Origin of the sequence: Rhodococcus pseudokoreensis, assembly GCF_017068395.1 — a bacterium.
GTDB lineage: Bacteria > Actinomycetota > Actinomycetes > Mycobacteriales > Mycobacteriaceae > Rhodococcus_F > Rhodococcus_F pseudokoreensis.
Map to the genome: position 1 here is coordinate 1,863,843 of NZ_CP070619.1, position 18,968 is coordinate 1,882,810.

An 18,968-nucleotide genomic window follows, 5' to 3' on the forward strand; every position below is an offset into this window, starting at 1 on the left:
TCGCTCTTACTCTTGTTCCGACGCGGCGGGCTTCGCTGCCCCGTCGGGGGTGTTCGCGTCGGCATCGCCGGCGCGGTCGATCACAGCTACCATCGCATGCCGCAGGACGCGATCACCGAATTTGTAGCCCTTTCGCATCACCGTGCCGAGAACGGGGTCGTGACCCTCGCCCTCGTGCTGCACTGCCTCGTGCAGCGCCGGATCGAATGCGTCGCCCTCGGCACCGAACTCGCTCAGGCCGAGCGAGGTGAGGGTGCCGGTGAGCTTGTCCGCCACACCCTTCAGCGGCCCCGAGTCGAGGTCGCCGTGGCTGCGGGCACGGTCGAGGTCGTCCAGCACCGCGATGAGCTCACCGACGACGGACGCTTTCGCGTTCGCGATGTCGGACTGCTTGTCGCGCTGGACGCGCCGACGGTAGTTCGCGTACTCCGCCTGCAGTCGCTGCAGGTCGGCGGTGCGCTCCGCCAACTCGTCCGTCTCCGGTGCCGCCGTCTCCGACAGGGCCCCTTCGTCCACCGAGCCGGGCTGCGGAGCGGCAGCGGTGCCCGCGAGGGGCTCCACTACCGGCTCCGAGTCCCGTGTGAGACCGGTCTCGGGGTCGATCTTCCGCTTGTCCACGAAAGTGACCGGTTCCTGCTCGGTGTTGTCGGACGTCACTTCTTCTCCGCGTCGGACGGCTCGTCCACGACCTCGGCGTCGACGACGTCGTCGGCACCATTCGCGCCGGAGCCGTCGGTGTTGGCGGCCTCCTCGGCGGCACTGGCCTCGTAGATCGCCTGGCCGAGGGCCTGCGACTCGGTGGCCAGCTTCTCGACCGCGGTCTTGACGGCCGCGATGTCGGTGCCTGCGAGAGCGTCGTTGGCTTCCTTGATGGCAGCCTCGACCTTCTCCTTGACGTCGGCGGGCACCTTGTCCTCGTTGTCCTTGATGAACTTCTCGGTCTGGTGCACCAGCGACTCGGCCTGGTTGCGCACCTCGGCCTCCTCGCGGCGGGCCTTGTCTTCCTCGGCGTGCGCCTCGGCGTCCTTGACCATCCGCTCGATCTCTTCCTTGGACAGACCGGAGCCGTCCTGGATCTTGATCGTGTTTTCCTTGCCCGTGCCCTTGTCCTTGGCGGTCACGTGCACGATGCCGTTGGCGTCGATGTCGAAGGTGACCTCGATCTGCGGCACGCCACGCGGGGCGGGCGGCAGGTCGGCCAGCTCGAACGAGCCGAGCAGCTTGTTGTGCGACGCGATTTCGCGCTCACCCTGGAACACCTGGATCTGCACCGAGGGCTGGTTGTCGTCAGCCGTGGTGAAGGTCTCGGACCGCTTGGTCGGGATGGTGGTGTTGCGCTCGATGAGCTTGGTCATCACGCCACCCTTGGTCTCGATGCCGAGGGACAGCGGGGTGACGTCGAGGAGCAGCACGTCCTTGACCTCGCCCTTGAGCACGCCGGCCTGCAGCGCGGCGCCGACGGCGACGACCTCGTCCGGGTTGACGCCCTTGTTGGGCTCACGGCCACCGGTCAGCTCGCGCACCAGGTCGGAGACGGCGGGCATACGGGTGGAACCACCGACGAGCACGACGTGGTCGATGTCCTTGACGGCGATGCCGCTGTCCTTGATCACGGCCTGGAACGGCGCGCGGGTGCGGTCGAGGAGATCGGACGTGATCTTCTGGAACTCGCTGCGGGACAACTGCTCGTCGAGGAACAGCGGGTTCTTGTCCGCGTCGACGGTGATGTAGGGCAGGTTGATCGACGTGCTCTGCGACGAGCTCAGTTCGATCTTCGCCTTCTCGGCAGCCTCACGGAGACGCTGCAGGGCCATCTTGTCCTTGGTCAGATCGATGCCGTTCTGAGCCTTGAACTTGTCGACGAGCCACGTGACGATGCGCTCGTCCCAGTCGTCACCACCGAGGTGGTTGTCGCCGGACGTGGCGCGGACCTCGACGACGCCGTCGCCGATTTCGAGCAGCGAGACGTCGAACGTGCCGCCACCGAGGTCGAAGACCAGGATGGTCTGTTCCTTGTCGCCCTTGTCGAGGCCGTAGGCCAGTGCGGCCGCGGTGGGCTCGTTGACGATGCGCAGGACGTTGAGGCCGGCGATCTGGCCGGCTTCCTTCGTGGCCTGACGCTGGGCGTCCTCGAAGTACGCGGGGACGGTGATCACGGCGTCCGTGATGTCCTCACCCAGGTAGGCCTCGGCGTCGCGCTTCAACTTCATGAGCGTGCGCGCGCTGATCTCCTGCGGCGTGTACTTCTTGCCGTCGATCTCCACGTTCCAGTCGGTGCCGATGTGGCGCTTGACGGAGCGGATGGTGCGGTCGACGTTGGTGACGGCCTGGTTCTTGGCGGGCTGGCCGACCAGCACCTCACCGTTCTTGGCGAAGGCGACGATCGACGGGGTGGTGCGTGAACCTTCGGCGTTGGCGACCACTACGGGCTCGCCGCCTTCCAGCACAGACACGACCGAGTTCGTTGTACCGAGGTCGATACCGACGGCACGAGCCATAGTGTTCCTCACTTCCGTTTTGCAGTCCTGTGGGCAGGTTGTTCAGTACTGAACTGCGATGTTGGCGCTTAGTGAGCGCCCTCCGCTCAAGTTTGCACTCCGACACCGTCGGGAGTCAATTCGAACTTGAGTCGAGCACGCTCAATCTTGTCGTAGGGCTCAACGGAGTGGTGAGGAGATTTGTTCCCGGCCGCCCAAATTTTCTTTCGCCGCCGCCGGCGCGGTCCCGTGCGCGTCGGCCAACCTACACGCGACCGGTCGATAGGATCGCAGCGTGACGACACCCGAACAGCCGCCACGCCGGCCGGCACCGCCGCGACCCGTACCGCCGCGTCCGGAGTTCGCGGTCACCCCGCTGCGCGCCACCCCCACCGACGCCACCCCGAAGGCCGTCGCGGTGTCGCTGTCCGCCTGGGTGGGTTCGTTCGTCGTTCTCGCCGGCATCGCGGGGGCCATCGCCCTCGACCTCGGCGCGGTCCGCGACGCCCTCGAGGCGTCGGTGGCCGCGGACAATCCCGGCGACTCGGCGACGGACATCACCGACACTGTGAACCTGACGCTGATCGGCAGCGGCGCAATCGCGGTCGTACTGATCCTGCTCGGACTGCTGGGGATTCAACTGCTGCGCGCCCGGAAGACGGCGGGGCGGATCACCCTCGCCGTCGTCGGCGCCCTCAGCGCCGCAGGCGGGGTGGGCCTGTGGATGCTGCTGTCCGACGCCGGCGACGCGACCGCGGGAGTGCTGCAGTGGGCGCCGCTCGCCTACAGCGCCCTCGTCGTGGTGGGAGTGCTCGCGCTGTTCGCTCCCGGCGTGTCGCCGTGGCTGCGCCCGAGTCGCTGACCGGACTCACCGACCGGAGTCACACCTGACACGGAGCGGTGCTGCCGTGGAATTCCGGATCCGGGTCGTACTCGCGGTTCGACGTGCCGTGGTACTCGGGGTCGGGGTCGTATTCGTCGTTGGTCGTCCCGGTGAAGTCGGGGTCCGGGTCGTACTCGTCGTTGGTGGTGCCCTCGTAGGAGGAGTTGCACGCCGGGTGGGCCGCAGCGGTCTGGGTCACGGACGCGGCGCCGAACACGAGAGCCACTGCTGCCAGTGCGGTCATCGTCGTGCGGATCATGGTGAGTCCTTTCATCGGTGGGCTGAGTGGACGGAGAAGGAAACTTCCCTCGTCTCTGCAGCGCCGCGCTCCACGACTTCGTGGCGCGTCACCGAGGGGGTACCCAGATCGAGGCGCGTGAAAAGTGTTCCGGGCACCTCCTCGAGAGAACGAGTTGCCGGTGCCTGCGAGGGAAAGTTCATACCGAGAATCCTTCTCGGCGAGCGCTTTCCGCACATCCAGGAAGGCACCCAACTCGGTCCCCGGGAAAAACCCTGAGAAGCCCTTCCTAATGAGGACCGTTTCTGACCTCAATCGCTTCTATCGTTCTTCTCATGACCACTTCGCAGAAGTCCCCGGCCACCGGCGAACGCGCCGACCTCCTCCAGATCCTGCAGGAGCAGCGAGCCACCCTGCTGATCACGATCCGCGGCATCGACGACGAACAGGCACGGAAGCGCTCGACCGTCAGCGACCTGACGCTCGGGGGTCTGATCAAGCACGTGTCCCAGACGGAAAAGCACTGGATCGAAACCATTCTCGAACCCGACGAGAACGCCGAGTTCGACATGGAGTGGTCGATGCAGCAGTACTACATGCGCGACGACGAAACCCTCGAGGGACTGCTGGCCGAGTACGCCGAGGTGGCCCGCGCAACGGAGGCCGCGGTGGCCGGACTCGACGACCTGGACGTGCTCGTTCCGCTGCCCACGGCCCCCTGGGCGCCCGAGCGGCAGTGGTGGACCGTCCGCCGCACCCTGCTGCACATCATCCGGGAGACCAGCCACCACGCCGGTCACGCCGACATCATCCGGGAATCCCTCGACGGCGGAAACACCACCAGGCAGATGGGCGCCGACGCGGGCATGGAGTTCTGACCCGCCTGTCGGCACAGACGAAAACACCTCACCGGCTTCGGGTTCCGGTGAGGTGTTTCTCGTCTCGGTGTGTGGCTACGCCTCCTCGGTCACGGACAGCACCACCACGTCGTCGGGGAAGGACGCGGGCGTCTGCAGACCCACGACGGCGAGGGCTCGTCCCGTCATCGAGACGCCGGGAACCTCGCTGCCCGCGGACAGTCCGTCGGTCCGTCCGCCGCCGGGCGGGGTGGTGACGGTCGGCTGAGGCTGCGGTGGCACGTTGAACCACGCGGGTGGTTTCAGGCCCTCGTCCGGTTCACCGGCGAAGACGGGTCGCACGCGGTACCGCCGGTCCGGGTCGAGCCCGGGCAGCGTGAACCGGCCGCGCGGCGACACGTCGGACCGCCCCACGTACGCGAGGAAGAACAGGGCCTCCGCCCGGTCGCCGGCGACGGCACCGTAGACCAGCAGGGTGGGGTCGATCTCGTCGGCGCGCACCATCGTCCCCGTGTGCAGCAGTTCCCGGTGCCGCTTGTACAGGTCGATCCACACGGCGAGCTGTGCGTTCTCGTCGTCGGTGGCGGTCGCGAGATCCCACTCGATCCCGAGGTGCCCGTACAGCGCCGTCCCCGCCCGGAACGACAGCCGGTGGTACCGGCCGGTCGTGTGGGAGATTCCCGACGCGATGTGCGAGCCGAGCAGTTCGGGGGGAAGCAGTTGCATCGTCCACCGGTTCATCTGCTGGCGTTCGAGCGGATCGATGCAGTCCGACACCCAGACGCGGTCGGTGCGTTCGAGGATGCCGAGGTCGACCCGCGCGCCACCCGAGGAGCAGGATTCGATCTCCAGTCCGGGGAACCGGCGCTTCAGCTCGTCCATCAGCCGGTACGTCGCGAGCGTCTGGTCGTGGACCCCGGCACGCCCGTGCGGGGCGGTGCCCGCGTCGATCAGGTCGCGGTTGTGGTCCCACTTGATGTAGGCGATGTCGTACTCGGCGAGAATCGCGGACATCCGCTCGAGGATGTGGTCGTACGCCTCCGGGATCCCCAGATTGAGCACCTGCTGGTTCCGGGACGGCACCGGCGTGCGCCCGCCGGTCGCCATGACCCATTCGGGATGTTCCCGCGCGAGATCGGAATCGAGGTTGATCATCTCCGGTTCGAACCACAGGCCGAACTCCATGCCGAGCGAGCGCACGTGATCGATGATCGGGTGCAGTCCGTCCGGCCACACCGTCTCGTCGACGTGCCAGTCCCCCAGCCCCGCCAGATCGTTGCGCCGGTACCGGAACCAGCCGTCGTCGAGCACATAACGCTCGACGCCGAGCTTCGCCGCCCGATCCGCCAGGTCTTTCAGCCGGGCGAGGTCGTGATCGAAGTAGACGGCCTCCCACACGTTGATCGTGACCGGGCGCGCGCGCCGCGGGTGAGTGGGCCGCGACCGGAGATGGCCATGGAAGCGGTGCGCCTGGGCGTCGAGCCCGTCGCCGTAGGCGCCGTAGATCCAGGGGGTTTCGTAGCTTTCGCCGTCGGACAGCCGAATCTCGCCCGGCAGCAGCAGTTCTCCGCCGCCGACCACCTGGAAGCCGGTGAAGAGCCGCTCGGCGTAGTGGCGATGGTTGCCGCTGAACCCGACGTGGGTGCCCCACACCTCACCGCGGCCGAACCCGAAACCGGGCACGCCGACGGACAGCACCGTCGCCGCGTCCGGGCCGGTGCGCCCCTTCCGCCCTTCGCGTTCGTGGATCCCGACGGTGAGTTCGCGGCGCTGCGGGGTCCGTTCCTTCCCCCACCGGCCTGCGAAGTCGAGGATCTCCCGGGCCTGCGGCGGGACCGGGAACGCGAGCTGGAGGTCGTCGAGGACGTAGAAGGAGCTGCCGGTGTTGGTGACCTCGGCGCGCGCCCGCAGGAGACCACTCGGCAGCAACTCGATGTCGAGGGTCAGCCCGAGTTCGGCGACGGCGTCGTGCGCTGTGACCTGGACGGTGCCCGCACCGACGGAGACGAGTTCCGGGTCCGGCGACGGCCGGTGCTCGGCCCCGTCGACGATCAGCGTGGTGGTCGTGAACAGCGGCGACCAGTCGGTGCCGTCCCGGTGGCCCGCGATCCCGGGTTTGCCCACCCACCCGGTGTGGTGTTCCGGGAGGATCGACAGCCTCACCGGGAGGTCGACGACATTGCCCGCAGGGGGCTCGACGTTCGCCTGCGCCAGGGCCTGCGTGTCGGTGACACTCAGGTCGCCGAGCGCCGCACCCCAGTGCACGATCGCCGGCAACCGGCCCCCGGTGACGTCGAGCACGACGGACACGCCGCCGGCGGTGAGGTGAACGTACGCGTGCGGTGAGACGGTGGCGCTCACTTGTTGGCTCCCATCGTGAGTCCGGAAACGAAATGTCGCTGCAGCGCGACGAATACGAGCACCGTCGGCAGCGCGACGAGCACCGATCCGGCGGCGAGCAGGTTGGTGTCGGTGAAGAAGCTGCCCTGCAGATTCTGCAGCGCGGTGGTGACCGGCAGCTTGTCGCCGCTGACCATCAACGCGAGGGCCCAGAAGAAATCGTTGTAAATCCAGGTGATCATGAGCGTCGCGAGCGCGGCCAGCGCCGGTCGGCACAGCGGCAGCACCACCTGCCAGTACTGGCGGAACAGTCCGGCGCCGTCGACCGTGGCGGCCTCGAGCAGTTCGGGGGGAACGGTCTTCATGTAGTTGCTCAGCACGAACACGCAGAAGCCGGTCTGAAAGGCGACGTGCACCAGGATCAGTCCCCAGTAGCTGTCGTAGAGCGAGCCCGACGAACTCATCCAGTACGGCAGCGGAATCGCGTTGTACAGACGGAACAACGGGGTCAGCAGCGTCTGCTGCGGCAGCAGGTTACCTGCGATGAACACCGCCAGCATGATCACGTTGAACTTCCACGGGAACCGGGCGAGCACGAACGCCGCCATCGACCCGATGAACAGGATCAGCAGCACCGCCGGGATGGTGATGATCATCGAGTTGAGGAAGTAGTGCGGGATCCCGCCGACCTCCCACGACTCGGTGTAATTGCTCAGCGTGAAGCCGCCGACGGACAGGTAGCCGTGGGTGAGGACGTAGTCGTAGTCGCGGAACGAGTTGTAGAGCGCCCACAGCAGCGGGAAGATCCACAACAGCGCGAGCGCGGTGAGCAGGAGGTACATCGCCGCGTGCGCGGCACTGAGCCGGCGCCGGTTGGCCACCGCGGACCTGTTGCGGGGCCCGGTCCGATCGGCGGGCGCACTGCGGTCGGCGAGGGGTGTCGTCATGGTCATCAGTCGTCGCTCCGCATCACGATCCAGAGATAGAGGGCAATGAACACCAGCGAGATCACGAGCATGATCGTCGCCAGGGCCGAACCGAATCCGACGCGGCCCGCTTCACCCACGACGTTCGCGGTGACGAGGGCGGAGATCAGTTCGAGTCCGTTGCGGCCCTTGTTGATCACCCACACGAGGTCGAAGGCGCGCAGGGCCTCGATGACGGTGATGACGATGATCAGCAGGTTGGTGGGTTTCATCAGGGGGAACACGATCCGGAAGAACGTGCGGATCGGCCCGGCACCGTCCATCAGGGCGGCTTCGCGCACCGACGGGTCGATGGCCTTGAGACCGGCCAAGTACAACAGCATGATGTAGCCGGTGTGCCGCCAGCTCGCGGCGACCATGACCGCCCAGATGTTGACGTCCGGATTGCCGAGCCAGTCGACGTCCGTGCCGAGGATGGTGTTGAGCACGCCGCCGTCGGTGGAATAGATGAGCTGCCACACGAACCCGACGAGGGCCATCGACAGCACCACGGGGATGTAGAAGATGCTCTGGTACAGCCGGCTTCCCTTCAGGCCCCGGTCGAGCAGCACGGCGAGGAAGATGCCGAGGATCGTCGGGAAGACGAAGAGGAACGCCAGCCACAGGACGTTGTTGTGGAGCGCCTGCTGGAACGGCGGGTACGCCTGGACGGCGTCGACGTAGTTCTGCGGGCCGATCCACTCGATGGACGATGTGCCGCCGATCCCGTCCCAGCGGGCGAACGACAGGATCACCGTGAAGACGGTGGGAATCCACACCAGCCCGATCACGATCGCGGCGGGCAGCCCGAGCATGACGGCGATGGTCCACCGGTCGCCGCGACTGCGTCGGATCTTCGGCGCCGGGACCCTGGGTTCGGTTCCGGCCTGGGAAGGAACTGTGCTGGTCATGAATTCACCTGACCTGTCGGGACCGCGATGATGGTCGTTGTCTTCTCGTGTGCGCTCATTGCCCGAACACCGCCGCCTTCTGCCGCTCGATGCTCCGGACCAGGCCGTCCACGTCGTTCGGGTTGCCGAGGAACTGCTGCATCGCCGGGATCATCACGACGGACGCGAAATCGGGGCGGGTATCCCGGTCGAGGAACTGGGTGATGGACCCCGCACCCTGGACGAGGGCGGCCGACTTCTGCACGAGCGGAGGGAAACTCGACAGGTCGGCGTCGCGGTGCGCCGGGATCGCCTGGGGGTCCTGCTTCGCGTACGCGACGGCGGCGTCGGCGTTCGTGAGGAAGGAGAGGAACTGCTGCGCCCCTTCGAGATTCCGCGGGTCCTTGCGCATCATGAATCCGTCCATCGGCGCCTCGACCGCCGACGTGCCGACCGCGGAGTCGAGTTCGGGGAACGCGAAGAAGTCCAGATCCTCGCGGTCGGGGCCCGCCGGGAAGCTCTGCGCGACGAACATGCCGGCCACCAGCATCCCGGCCTCCTTGTTGAGGAGCGCCTGCTGCGCCTCGGACATCTTGCGGCCCAGCGGTTGCGGCTGGTGGAACGGGAGGATCTCGCGCCAGGTATCGAACACCGACCGGACGCGGTTGTCGGTCCAGCTCACGTCGCCCGCGAGGAGGGAGCGGTGGAAGTCGACGCCGTTGAGGCGCAGATCGAGATAGTCGAACGTGCCGAACGGCGACCAGCCGTCCCGGACCCCGAAACCGATCGGAGTGAGCCCGTCCGACTGCATGCGTTTCGACAGGGCCACCCATTCGTCGAACGTCTTCGGCGGCACGTAACCACGCTGCTGCCAGAGGCTGGGGCGGTAGAACACGGCCCACGGGTAGTAGAAGAACGGGATCAGGTACTGCCTTCCGTCGGTTCCGGTGGACGCCTCGCGGAAGCTGTCGCTGAAGCCGCTGCCGTGCGATTGCCACACCGGGCTGACGTCGTCGACGAGTCCCTTGTCGGCGAAGTACCTCATCCGGTATCCCGACATCCAGGTGAAGACGTCGTCCGGGGTGCCCTGCAGGTAGTTGTTGACGTTCTCCTGGAACGAGGTGGAGTCGACGGAGTTGATGCGCACCGCGCCGCCGGTCTGCTGCTGGAACATCCCGACGACGTCCTGCACGCCGAGTTTGGCGTTCTTGTCCGACAGCCGCGATCCGAGGGTGATCACGTGGGGGTCGACGCCGCCGGTACACCCGGACAGCAGGCCCGCCGTCGACAGGGCGCCCGCGGCGCCGAGCGCGGCCTTGAGAAAGGTCCGCCGGGAGGGTTGCCACGGGTGCGGCAGCTCGTTTCGGTTCATGGTGCCCTTTTCGCTCGAGTAGCGGGGTGGGGCGGAGTCGCTCACCATCCGATCGAAATCGAACAACTTCGATCACAATTCAGTGGTGACGCCTCACGCCGTTACGTGATGCAGGTTACAAAACCACGCTGCGTTGCGCATTGTCAACCGCAACATAGTGCGTTTACCTGCACAAGTGCAGAAATGTTCATTCGTGTTGACTTTTGAGCAGCGATCGGACAGATTGTGAGCATGCACACAGCGAGCGATTCCGGCGGGCGGCACCGGCGGTGGCCGACCCGGGGCATTTCCTTCGGCGGTGACTACAACCCCGAGCAGTGGCCGGAAGAGGTCTGGCAGCACGACGTCGAACTCATGCGCGAGGCGGGCGTCGACTTCGCGACCGTCGGCGTCTTCTCCTGGGCGCGACTCCAGCCCACCCCCTCCACCTGGGACTTCGGCTGGCTCGACCGCGTCCTCGACCTCCTGCACGACGGCGGCGTCCGCGTCGACCTGGCCACCGCGACCGCGTCCCCACCCCCCTGGCTCACGGCCGCGCATCCCGAGATCCGGCCCGTCGACGAACGCGGCTACCGGTACGAGATCGGCAGCAGGCAGACGTGGAGCCCGAGTTCCCCGATCTACCGGGACCACTCCCTCGCCCTCGTCGAGAAGATGGCCGTCCGCTACGGCGACCACCCGGCACTCGCCCTCTGGCACGTGTCCAACGAACTCGGCTGCCACAACTCGCGCTGCTACTCCCCCGACAGCGCGCGGGCGTTCCGGCGGTGGCTGCAGCGGCGGTACAGCGACCTCACCGAACTCAACCGGGCGTGGGGCACGACGTTCTGGAGCCAGCACTACAGCGCCTGGGACGAGGTGGTGCCGCCCGCCGCGAGCACGACGTTCGGCAACCCCACCCATCTGCTGGACTGGCGCCGCTTCTGCTCCGACGCGCTCCTCGACCAGTACCTCGCGGAGCGGGAGGTGTTGCGGCGCATCACTCCCGACGTCCCGGTGACGACGAACTTCATGGTGGGCATGGGCTCGCCGCAGTCCCTCGCCGGCGACATGAACTACGCGCAGTGGGCGCCGGAACAGGACCTCGTCTCCACCGACCACTATCTGGTCGGACCCGCGACCGGTGACGGCGCCGCCCACCACCGGCTGTCGTTCTCCGCCGACCTCACCCGCGGCATCGCCGGCTCACAGCCGTGGCTGCTGATGGAACACTCGACGAGCGCCGTCAACTGGCAGCCGGTCAACCGGGCGAAGGCGCCCGGCGAGATGCTGCGCAACTCCCTCGCCCACGTGGCGCGCGGCGCGGACGGTGTCGCGTTCTTCCAGTTCCGCGCCTCGCAGGCCGGCGCCGAGAAGTTCCACTCCGCGCTGGTGCCGCACGCGGGCACCGACTCCGCCCGGTGGCGCGAAGTCGTCCAACTCGGGGCGGTCCTGCGCCGGCTGCAGCCGGTCCTCGGCAGCCGCGTCGAGGCCCCGGTCGGCATTCTGTTCGACTGGGAGTCGCAGTGGGCGTGCGAGCAGGACGGGCACCCGTCGCGGTTGATGCAGCCGATGACGATCGCCGAGCAGATGCACCGCGCGTTCGCCGGGGTGACCTGCGACGTCGTCCCCCCGGACGCCGACCTCGGCCGGTACTCGGTTCTGGTCGTGCCCGCGATGTATCTGTGCAGCGACGAGGAGGCGGACCGCATCTCGGCGGCGGCCCGCGCAGGCGCGCACGTTCTGGTGACGGCGTTCTCCGGGATCGCGGACCGCGACGACCACGTCCGGCTCGGCGGCTACCCGGGAGCGTTCGGAGACCTGCTCGGCGTCCGGACCGAGGAGTTCTTCCCGCTCGGCGCCGACGAGACGGTCGCCCTCGACGACGGCACGTCGGCCCGCGTCTGGACCGAATACCTCACGGTCTCCGAGGACGTGGACGTTCTCGCCCGCCACACCGCGGGACACCTGCAGGGCGTGCCCTCCGTCACCCGGCGCCCGGTCGGCGACGGCGCCGCCTGGTATCTCGCCACCGTCCCCGACGCACGGGGCCTGGAGCGGCTCGCCGAGACAATCTGCGCCGCAGCCGGTCTCGGCCAGCACCTGGGACGGCACTCCGACGTCGAGATCGTACGGAGGCGGGGCGAGAACGGGTCGTGGCTGTTCGTCCTCAATCACACGAACGAGAAGGTGACCATCGACGTGTCCGGCACCGACCTCGTGACCGAACGGGTGGTGGACGGACCGCTCACGCTGGAACCGGGCAACTGTGCTGTGATTCGCGAAGACAGCGCCGGCACCGGCGCCCCGACACGAAAGGCGGACGCATGATGCTCGCTCGTCAGCGCCAGCAGGTGATCCTCGACGAGGTCACCGCGCACGGTGCGGTGAAAGTCGTCGACCTCGGTGCGACGCTCGGGGTCTCCGACATGACCATCCGGCGTGACATCAACGAACTCGTCGAGCAGGGTCTCGTCGAGCGGGTGCACGGCGGGGTGACACTGCCACGCTCGGCGAGCGTCCACGAACCGGGGTTCTCGGCGAAGTCCGAACTCGACCGGGAGGCCAAGCGTGCCATCGCCCGCGCCGCGGCCAGGCTGGTGCGGCCGGGCACGTCGGTGGGTATCTCCGGCGGCACCACCACGCATGCCCTCGCCCGCGAACTCCTCGACGTCCCCGACATCACCGTCGTCACCAATTCACTGCCGGTCGCCGACGCCTTCCACGAGGGCGGCCGCGACGACCAGACCATCCTCCTCACCGGAGGTCAGCGCACCCCGTCGTTCGCCCTCGTCGGACCGCTCACGGTCGCCGCCCTGCGCGGCATCCACGTGGACATGCTGTTCCTCGGTACGCACGGCATGGGGATCGACTCGGGGCTGACCTGCCCCAATCTGATGGAAGCCCAGACCAATCAGGCGCTCGTCGCGTCGTCGCGTCGCGTCGTGGTGCTCGCCGACCACACGAAGTGGGGGGTGACCGCGCTGGCGAACACGATCCCGCTGTCGGACGTCGACATCCTCATCACCGACGCCGGCCTCGAGCGCGCCGCCCAGGAAGCCCTCGCCGATCACGTCGGCGATCTCGTGGTGACACGGGAGAACGCGGAAGGACTTGACGATGACCGTGCGTGACGAACAGGAGGCGCGGGAGGCCCCCGCGCGGGTCCGGATGCGCAAGACCCGGACGACGCTCGCGGACGGCCGCGAACTCCTCTACTTCGACGACTCCGAGCCGTACGTGTCGGGCGGCGCCACCCGGGAACTGGTGGATTCGCGTCCGCTGCCGCCCGCGGTGTCGCAGTCGCAGATGCGTTTCGACGTGCTCACCGGGGAGTGGGTGGTCATCGCCGCGCAGCGGATGGACCGCACGTTCCTGCCGCCGCCGGACGCGTCGCCGCTCGCGCCGAGCCGGCCGGGCAAGGCGCCCACCGAGATTCCGGCCGACGACTACGACGTGGTGGTGTTCGAGAACCGCTTCCCCTCGCTGGCCACGGCCGCCGCGGAGCAGGACCTCCCGGACTGCGTCGACGGTGAAGCGCTGTGGCCGCTGGCACCGGGAGCGGGCAGGTGCGAGGTAGTGTGCTTCACCAGCAACCCGGATGCCGCGTTCGCCACCCTGAGCGTCGACCGGGTCCGCACCGTCGTCGACGTCTGGGCCGACCGCACCGCCGAACTGTCGGCGCTGCCCGGGGTGCGGCAGGTGTTCTGCTTCGAGAACCGGGGCAAGGAAATCGGTGTCACCCTCACTCATCCGCACGGGCAGATCTACGCCTACCCGTATCTGCCGCCGCGCACGGACGCGCTGATCCGGCGTTCCCGCGAGCACTTCGAAAGCACCGGGCGGTTGCTGCTCGCCGACGTCCTCGACGCCGAAACACGCTCCGGCAGAAGGGTGGTCCTGGCAGGCGAACACTGGACCGCGTACGTTCCCGCCGCCTCGCGCTGGCCGCTGGAGGTGCACCTCGCACCGCACCGCGACGTCCGCGACCTCGCCGAACTGACCGACGCCGAACGCGACGAACTCGCGCAGGTGTATCTCGAACTGCTGCGGCGGGTCGACCGCTTCTTCGACGGCGTCGACGCCGTGCCGTACATCGCCGCGTGGCACCAGGCGCCCGTCGGTGAGGACCGCCCGCTCGGACGGCTCCACCTGCAACTGTTCTCGATGATGCGGTCGCCCGGCCGGATGAAGTACCTGGCCGGCTCGGAATCCGGGATGGGTGCGTGGGTCAACGACACCACACCCGAGCGCATCGCCGACCGCTTGCGGGAGGTGGCGTCGTGACTGCCGCACGGTGGGTGGTCCCTGCCGAAGAGCGCACGGTCGCCGACACCGCGGAGGCGTTGTTCCGCAGCACGTTCGGTGGCGCCGCGGACGGTGTCTGGGCGGCGCCCGGCCGGGTCAACCTCATCGGCGAGCACGTCGACTACGCCGGCGGGCTGGTCCTGCCGTTCGCCCTCCCCTACGTCACCGTCGTCGCCGTCCGCGTGCGGGACGACGGGATCCTGCACGCCGTGTCCACCCATACCGGCGAATCCTGGCGGGGTGCGCTCGCCGACGTCGCCCCGGGCCACCCGTCCGGCTGGGCCGCGTATGTCGCCGGGGTGGCGTGGGCGCTGCGCCGGTCCGGACTTCTCACGGCCGGAACAGGTTTCGAGGTGGCAGTGCATTCGACCGTCCCGGTCGGCTCGGGGCTGTCGAGTTCGGCCGCGCTCGAGTGCGCATTCGCTCTCGCCGTCGCCGACCTGGCCGGGCTACCCACGGACGAGTCCGGCCGCCGGCCGCTGATCGACGCGTCCATCCGCGCGGAGAACGAGATCGCCGGGGCGTCCACCGGCGGCATGGACCAGTCGGTCGCGATGCTCGCCCGCCCCGGCCACGCACTGCTCCTCGACTGCCGGGACGGCGCGAGCAGGCACGTCCCGCTCGACTTCCGCTCCGCGGGCGCCCGGCTGGTGGTCGTCGACACCAACGCCCCGCACCGGCTGGTCGACGGCCAGTACGGCAACCGGCGCGCCGCCGTCGAGAAGGCCTGCGCCGACCTCGGTGTCGCCACCCTCCGCGACGTCGCCGACGCCGACGCTGCCGTCGCGGCGCTGAGTTCCCCGGCAGCGCAGCGGGCCCGGCACGTGCTCGGCGAGATCGGCCGCGTCCGGGAGGTCGCCGACCTGCTCGACCGAGGCCGGATCGCGGACCTCGGCGACGCCCTGAACCGCTCGCACGCCTCCCTGCGCGACGACTACGAGGTCAGTTCCGTCGAACTCGACTCCGCCGTCGACGCCGCGGTCGAGGCAGGCGCCTGGGGAGCCCGGATGACCGGCGGCGGCTTCGGCGGTTCCGCGATCGCGCTCGTCCCCCTCGACCGGGTCGACGCCGTCACCGAAAACATCGTCCGCCGGGCCGAATCCGCGTCCCTGCCCACACCGCAGTTCCTGTCCGCCGAGCCGTCGGGCTCGGCCCACCGACTCTGAATTTCCCTACCGATTCTCGAACAACTGATTTCTCGAACAACGAGGAGAAGACCATGGCACGAGTCACGTATGACGCGGCGACCAAGATGTACCCCGGCTCGGACGTGCCGGCAGTGGATTCGTTGAACCTCGACATCGAGGACGGCGAATTCCTCGTCCTCGTCGGCCCGTCCGGCTGCGGCAAGTCGACGTCGCTGCGGATGCTCGCCGGTCTCGAAGACGTCGACTACGGCGCCATCCGCATCGGCGAACGCGACGTCACCGCGCTCGCCCCGAAGGAACGGGACATCGCGATGGTGTTCCAGAACTACGCGCTGTACCCGCACATGACGGTCGCGAAGAACATGGGCTTCGCCCTCGCGATCGCCGGCATGGACAAGAGCGAGATCGGGCGCCGCGTCGAGGAGGCCGCGAAGATCCTCGACCTCGGCGACTACCTGAACCGTAAACCGAAGGCACTCTCCGGCGGGCAGCGCCAGCGGGTCGCGATGGGCCGGGCGATCGTCCGCAACCCGCAGGTGTTCCTCATGGACGAACCGCTGAGCAACCTCGACGCGAAACTCCGGGTGCAGACCCGCACCCAGATCTCGCTGCTGCAGCGCCGACTGGCCACCACCACCGTCTACGTCACCCACGACCAGGTGGAGGCCATGACGATGGGCGACCGCGTCGCCGTCATGAAGGCCGGCGTCCTGCAGCAGTGCGCCAGCCCGAAGACGCTGTACGAGAAGCCGGTCAACAGTTTCGTCGCCGGGTTCATCGGATCACCGGCAATGAACCTGTTCGAGGTGGACGTCGTGCACGGCGCCGCCCGGATCGGTTCGCTGTCGACGCCGATCGAGCGGTCGGTGCTGGGCGCCCTGGACACCGGCCGGGTCGTCGTCGGTGTCCGCCCGGAGGCGTGGACCGTGTCCGATCAGGGCACCGCGGTGAAGGTCGACGTGGTCGAGGAACTCGGCGCCGACGCCTACATCTACGGACGCCTCGTCCGCGACGGCGACCTCGGCGGCCACGACATCGTCGCCCGCGTCAGCGACTCCGCCACCCCGGCCAAGGGCGACGTGATCCGGCTGGCACCGGACCCGGCCCGCCTGCACTTCTTCTCGCCCACCACCGGCGCCCGGCTCGGCGACTGAAACGGGAAGGCGGACAGTGAAACTTCTCGTCACCGGCGGCGCCGGCTACGTCGGCAGCGTCTGCGCGCAGCGACTGCTCGAGTGCGGCCACACGGTCGTCATCGTCGACGACCTCTCGACCGGCAACGCCGACGCGGTGCCCGCGGGAGCGGAATTCGACGAGGACGACGTCGCGAAAGCAGCCCACCGGGTGCTCGGGGCCGGGGATGTCGACGGCGTGCTGCATTTCGCCGCCCGCTCCCTCGTCGGCGAGTCGGTGGAGACACCGGAAACGTACTGGCAGGCCAACGTCGTCACGACCCTGACCCTGCTGGAGGCGATGCGCTCGTCCGGTACCCCCCGGCTGGTGTTCTCCTCCACCGCGGCGACGTACGGTTCCCCGGATTCCGTGCCGATCACCGAGGACGCACCCACCCGGCCGACCAACCCGTACGGCGCCACCAAACTGGCGATCGACCACGCGATCACGTCGTACGCGCACGCCCACGGGCTGGCGGCGTGCAGCCTCCGCTACTTCAACGTCGCGGGAGCGTACGCCGGGCTCGGCGAGAACCGGGCGGTGGAGACCCACCTGATCCCGCTGGTGCTGCAGGTCGCGGCCGGGCACCGCGACGAGATCTCGGTGTTCGGCACCGACTGGCCCACCCCCGACGGCACCGCCGTCCGCGACTACATCCACATCCGCGACCTGGCCGAGGCGCACGTCCTCGCGCTCGAGTCCGCCCGGCCCGGAACTCACCGGATCTACAACCTCGGCACCGGCACCGGGTTCAGCGTGCGGGAGGTGATCGCGTCCTGCGAACGCGTCACCGGGCGGTCCGTCGCCACCCGGGACGCCCCGCGCCGCGCCGGGGATCCGGCGGTCCTCGTCGCGTCCGGCGCCCGGGTGCAGGCCGAACTGGGCTGGCAGCCACGGCACACCGACCTCGACGAGATCGTGGCCGATGCGTGGGCGTATCTGCAGTCGCCGGCCGGACGGCAGCGTTACCGTGGTGCGGTGCGGTCGTGACGGTTCTGCCGCGAGAAGGAGGCTGCTGTGGACGACGCCGATTCCACGAGGCGGAGGCGGATCGTGGAGGTCCTCGTCGAGACCTTCGCCGACCTGATGGAAGCGGACCCGAGCGCGTTCCGCACCAAGTTCCGGAAGATGGCCGCCAACCCGTTCGCGTTCTACCGGGGCAGCGCGTGCCTGTTCTACGACGATCTGCGTGACTTCGACGACCCGTGGGCGGACGAGCGCACCGGCCGCGTGTGGATCCACGGCGATCTGCATCTGGAGAATTTCGGCACGTACATGAACTCGGAGGGCACGCTCGTCTTCGACGTCAACGATTTCGACGAGGCGTACGTGGGGCACTTCAGCTGGGATCTGCGGCGCTTCGTCGCGAGTCTGGCGTTGATGGGCTGGCAGAAGGCGCTCCCCGAGAGCGATGTCCGGGAACTCGCCGAGACGTACCTGCGCAGTTACGTCGAGCAGGTCCTGCAGTACGCGCGGGAGGAGGAGGACGAGGCGTATGCGCTGCGCCTGGACAACTCGCGCGGCGCCATTCACGACCTCCTTCTGAGCGCGCGCCTCGCCACCCGGGTGAGCCTGCTCGAATCCGTCACGGTGCTCGAGGACTACGACCGGCACTTCCGCCGCGGGCGCGGGGTCCGCGAACTGGAGGAGGCCGAACGCGCCACGGTCCGCGAGGCGGTGGAGAAGTACGTCGAGCGGGTCCCCCGCAGCAAGCGGTCCACCCGCCCGGTGTTCTATCGGATCAAGGACGTGGTGGGCCGGAAGGGCTTCGGGATCGGCAGCGCAGGCCTGCCCGCGTACAACGTGCTCATCGAAGGGGCGTCCCAGGCGCTCGAGAACGACATCGTGCTGTCCCTCAAACAGGGCAACGTCGCCGCTCCGAGCCGGATCGTCGACGAACCCGGTGTCCGGGAGTACTTCGAGCACGAGGGTCACCGCACCGCGGTGAGTCAGCGCGCCCTGCAGGTCCACACGGATCCGCTGCTCGGTTACACGGAGATCGACGGCACCGGCTTCGTCGTCGCCGAACTCTCCCCGTACGAACTGGACCTCGACTGGTCCGACCTCACCGAACCCGAGGACATCGCGCCGCTGCTCGAGGACCTCGGCCGGGCGACGGCGAAGGTGCACTGCGTCTCGGACGAGGACAGCGACCAGACCCTCGTGACGTTCCAGACCGAGGACGCGATCCGGAACGTCGTCGACGGCAGGCTGGACGAGTTCGTCGGCGAGATCGTCGACTTCGGCATCGCCTACGCCGAGGTCAGCCGCAAGGACCACCAGCTGTTCGTCGACGCGTTCCGGGAGGGCGAGATCGCGGGCGTGTCCGCGACCTGAC

The 18,968-nt window shown here is 68.4% G+C and carries 16 protein-coding genes; 9 read left to right on the plus strand and 7 right to left on the minus strand.

Going from position 1 to position 18,968, the window contains the following annotated elements:
- Window positions 1-6: 6 nt before the first annotated feature.
- Together grpE and dnaK are read right to left on the minus strand one after the other, a co-directional pair.
- A complete protein-coding gene (gene grpE, locus JWS13_RS14085; RefSeq protein WP_206006071.1) occupies window positions 7-657 on the minus strand; it encodes a nucleotide exchange factor GrpE in 651 nt (216 codons plus the stop codon).
- Window positions 654-2,498, minus strand: coding sequence for a molecular chaperone DnaK (gene dnaK / locus JWS13_RS14090; protein ID WP_124389138.1), 1,845 nt, complete (start codon window positions 2,496-2,498; stop codon window positions 654-656). The genes grpE and dnaK overlap by 4 nt, the downstream gene beginning before the upstream one ends.
- A 274-nt stretch (window positions 2,499-2,772) precedes the next feature.
- Between dnaK and JWS13_RS14095 the strand changes: the two genes are divergently transcribed.
- Window positions 2,773-3,339 carry a hypothetical protein gene (locus tag JWS13_RS14095; protein WP_206006073.1) on the plus strand — a complete coding sequence of 189 codons (567 nt, stop codon included), beginning with the start codon at window positions 2,773-2,775 and terminating at the stop codon, window positions 3,337-3,339.
- Window positions 3,340-3,358: 19 nt separating this feature from the next.
- Here the strand turns inward: JWS13_RS14095 and JWS13_RS14100 are convergent, their stop codons facing one another.
- Window positions 3,359-3,619 carry a hypothetical protein gene (locus tag JWS13_RS14100; RefSeq protein WP_225857859.1) on the minus strand — a complete coding sequence of 87 codons (261 nt, stop codon included), beginning with the start codon at window positions 3,617-3,619 and terminating at the stop codon, window positions 3,359-3,361.
- Between the two features lie 314 nt (window positions 3,620-3,933).
- Between JWS13_RS14100 and JWS13_RS14105 the strand changes: the two genes are divergently transcribed.
- Window positions 3,934-4,476, plus strand: coding sequence for a DinB family protein (locus JWS13_RS14105; RefSeq protein ID WP_206006077.1), 543 nt, complete (start codon window positions 3,934-3,936; stop codon window positions 4,474-4,476).
- Window positions 4,477-4,551: 75 nt separating this feature from the next.
- On the opposite strand, the gene JWS13_RS14110 is transcribed toward JWS13_RS14105, so the two are convergent.
- From JWS13_RS14110 to JWS13_RS14125, 4 genes are read right to left on the minus strand one after another with little or no spacing between them, the layout of a single operon-like run.
- Window positions 4,552-6,816 carry an alpha-galactosidase gene (locus tag JWS13_RS14110; protein ID WP_206006079.1) on the minus strand — a complete coding sequence of 755 codons (2,265 nt, stop codon included), beginning with the start codon at window positions 6,814-6,816 and terminating at the stop codon, window positions 4,552-4,554.
- Window positions 6,813-7,748: a carbohydrate ABC transporter permease gene (locus JWS13_RS14115; RefSeq protein WP_206006081.1), complete on the minus strand. Its 936-nt coding sequence runs from the start codon at window positions 7,746-7,748 to the stop codon at window positions 6,813-6,815. The genes JWS13_RS14110 and JWS13_RS14115 overlap by 4 nt, the downstream gene beginning before the upstream one ends.
- On the minus strand, window positions 7,748-8,671 hold the full coding sequence (locus JWS13_RS14120; RefSeq protein WP_206006083.1) for a carbohydrate ABC transporter permease: 924 nt from the start codon (window positions 8,669-8,671) through the stop codon (window positions 7,748-7,750). The genes JWS13_RS14115 and JWS13_RS14120 overlap by 1 nt, the downstream gene beginning before the upstream one ends.
- A gap of 55 nt (window positions 8,672-8,726) precedes the next feature.
- Window positions 8,727-10,022 (minus strand): ABC transporter substrate-binding protein, encoded by a 1,296-nt coding sequence (locus tag JWS13_RS14125; RefSeq protein WP_206006085.1) that lies wholly within the window; start codon window positions 10,020-10,022, stop codon window positions 8,727-8,729.
- A gap of 231 nt (window positions 10,023-10,253) precedes the next feature.
- On the opposite strand from JWS13_RS14125, the gene JWS13_RS14130 reads away from it, so the two are divergent.
- From JWS13_RS14130 to JWS13_RS14160, 7 genes are read left to right on the plus strand one after another with little or no spacing between them, the layout of a single operon-like run.
- On the plus strand, window positions 10,254-12,332 hold the full coding sequence (locus JWS13_RS14130; RefSeq protein ID WP_206006087.1) for a beta-galactosidase: 2,079 nt from the start codon (window positions 10,254-10,256) through the stop codon (window positions 12,330-12,332).
- Window positions 12,329-13,135, plus strand: a complete 807-nt coding sequence (locus JWS13_RS14135; RefSeq protein ID WP_124389128.1) for a DeoR/GlpR family DNA-binding transcription regulator — start codon at window positions 12,329-12,331, stop codon at window positions 13,133-13,135. Before JWS13_RS14130 ends, JWS13_RS14135 begins: the two co-directional genes overlap by 4 nt.
- Window positions 13,122-14,288, plus strand: a complete 1,167-nt coding sequence (galT, locus tag JWS13_RS14140; RefSeq protein ID WP_206006089.1) for a galactose-1-phosphate uridylyltransferase — start codon at window positions 13,122-13,124, stop codon at window positions 14,286-14,288. The genes JWS13_RS14135 and galT overlap by 14 nt, the downstream gene beginning before the upstream one ends.
- On the plus strand, window positions 14,285-15,475 hold the full coding sequence (gene galK / locus JWS13_RS14145; protein ID WP_206006091.1) for a galactokinase: 1,191 nt from the start codon (window positions 14,285-14,287) through the stop codon (window positions 15,473-15,475). Before galT ends, galK begins: the two co-directional genes overlap by 4 nt.
- Before the next feature lie 53 nt (window positions 15,476-15,528).
- On the plus strand, window positions 15,529-16,611 hold the full coding sequence (locus JWS13_RS14150) for an ABC transporter ATP-binding protein (RefSeq protein ID WP_206006092.1): 1,083 nt from the start codon (window positions 15,529-15,531) through the stop codon (window positions 16,609-16,611).
- 16 nt (window positions 16,612-16,627) lie between these two features.
- Entirely contained in the window at window positions 16,628-17,620 is a 993-nt protein-coding gene (galE, locus tag JWS13_RS14155) for a UDP-glucose 4-epimerase GalE (protein WP_206006094.1), read from the plus strand.
- A gap of 27 nt (window positions 17,621-17,647) precedes the next feature.
- Complete coding sequence (locus JWS13_RS14160) at window positions 17,648-18,967, plus strand: DUF2252 domain-containing protein (protein ID WP_206006095.1); 1,320 nt, start codon at window positions 17,648-17,650, stop codon at window positions 18,965-18,967.
- Window position 18,968 lies beyond the last annotated feature (1 nt).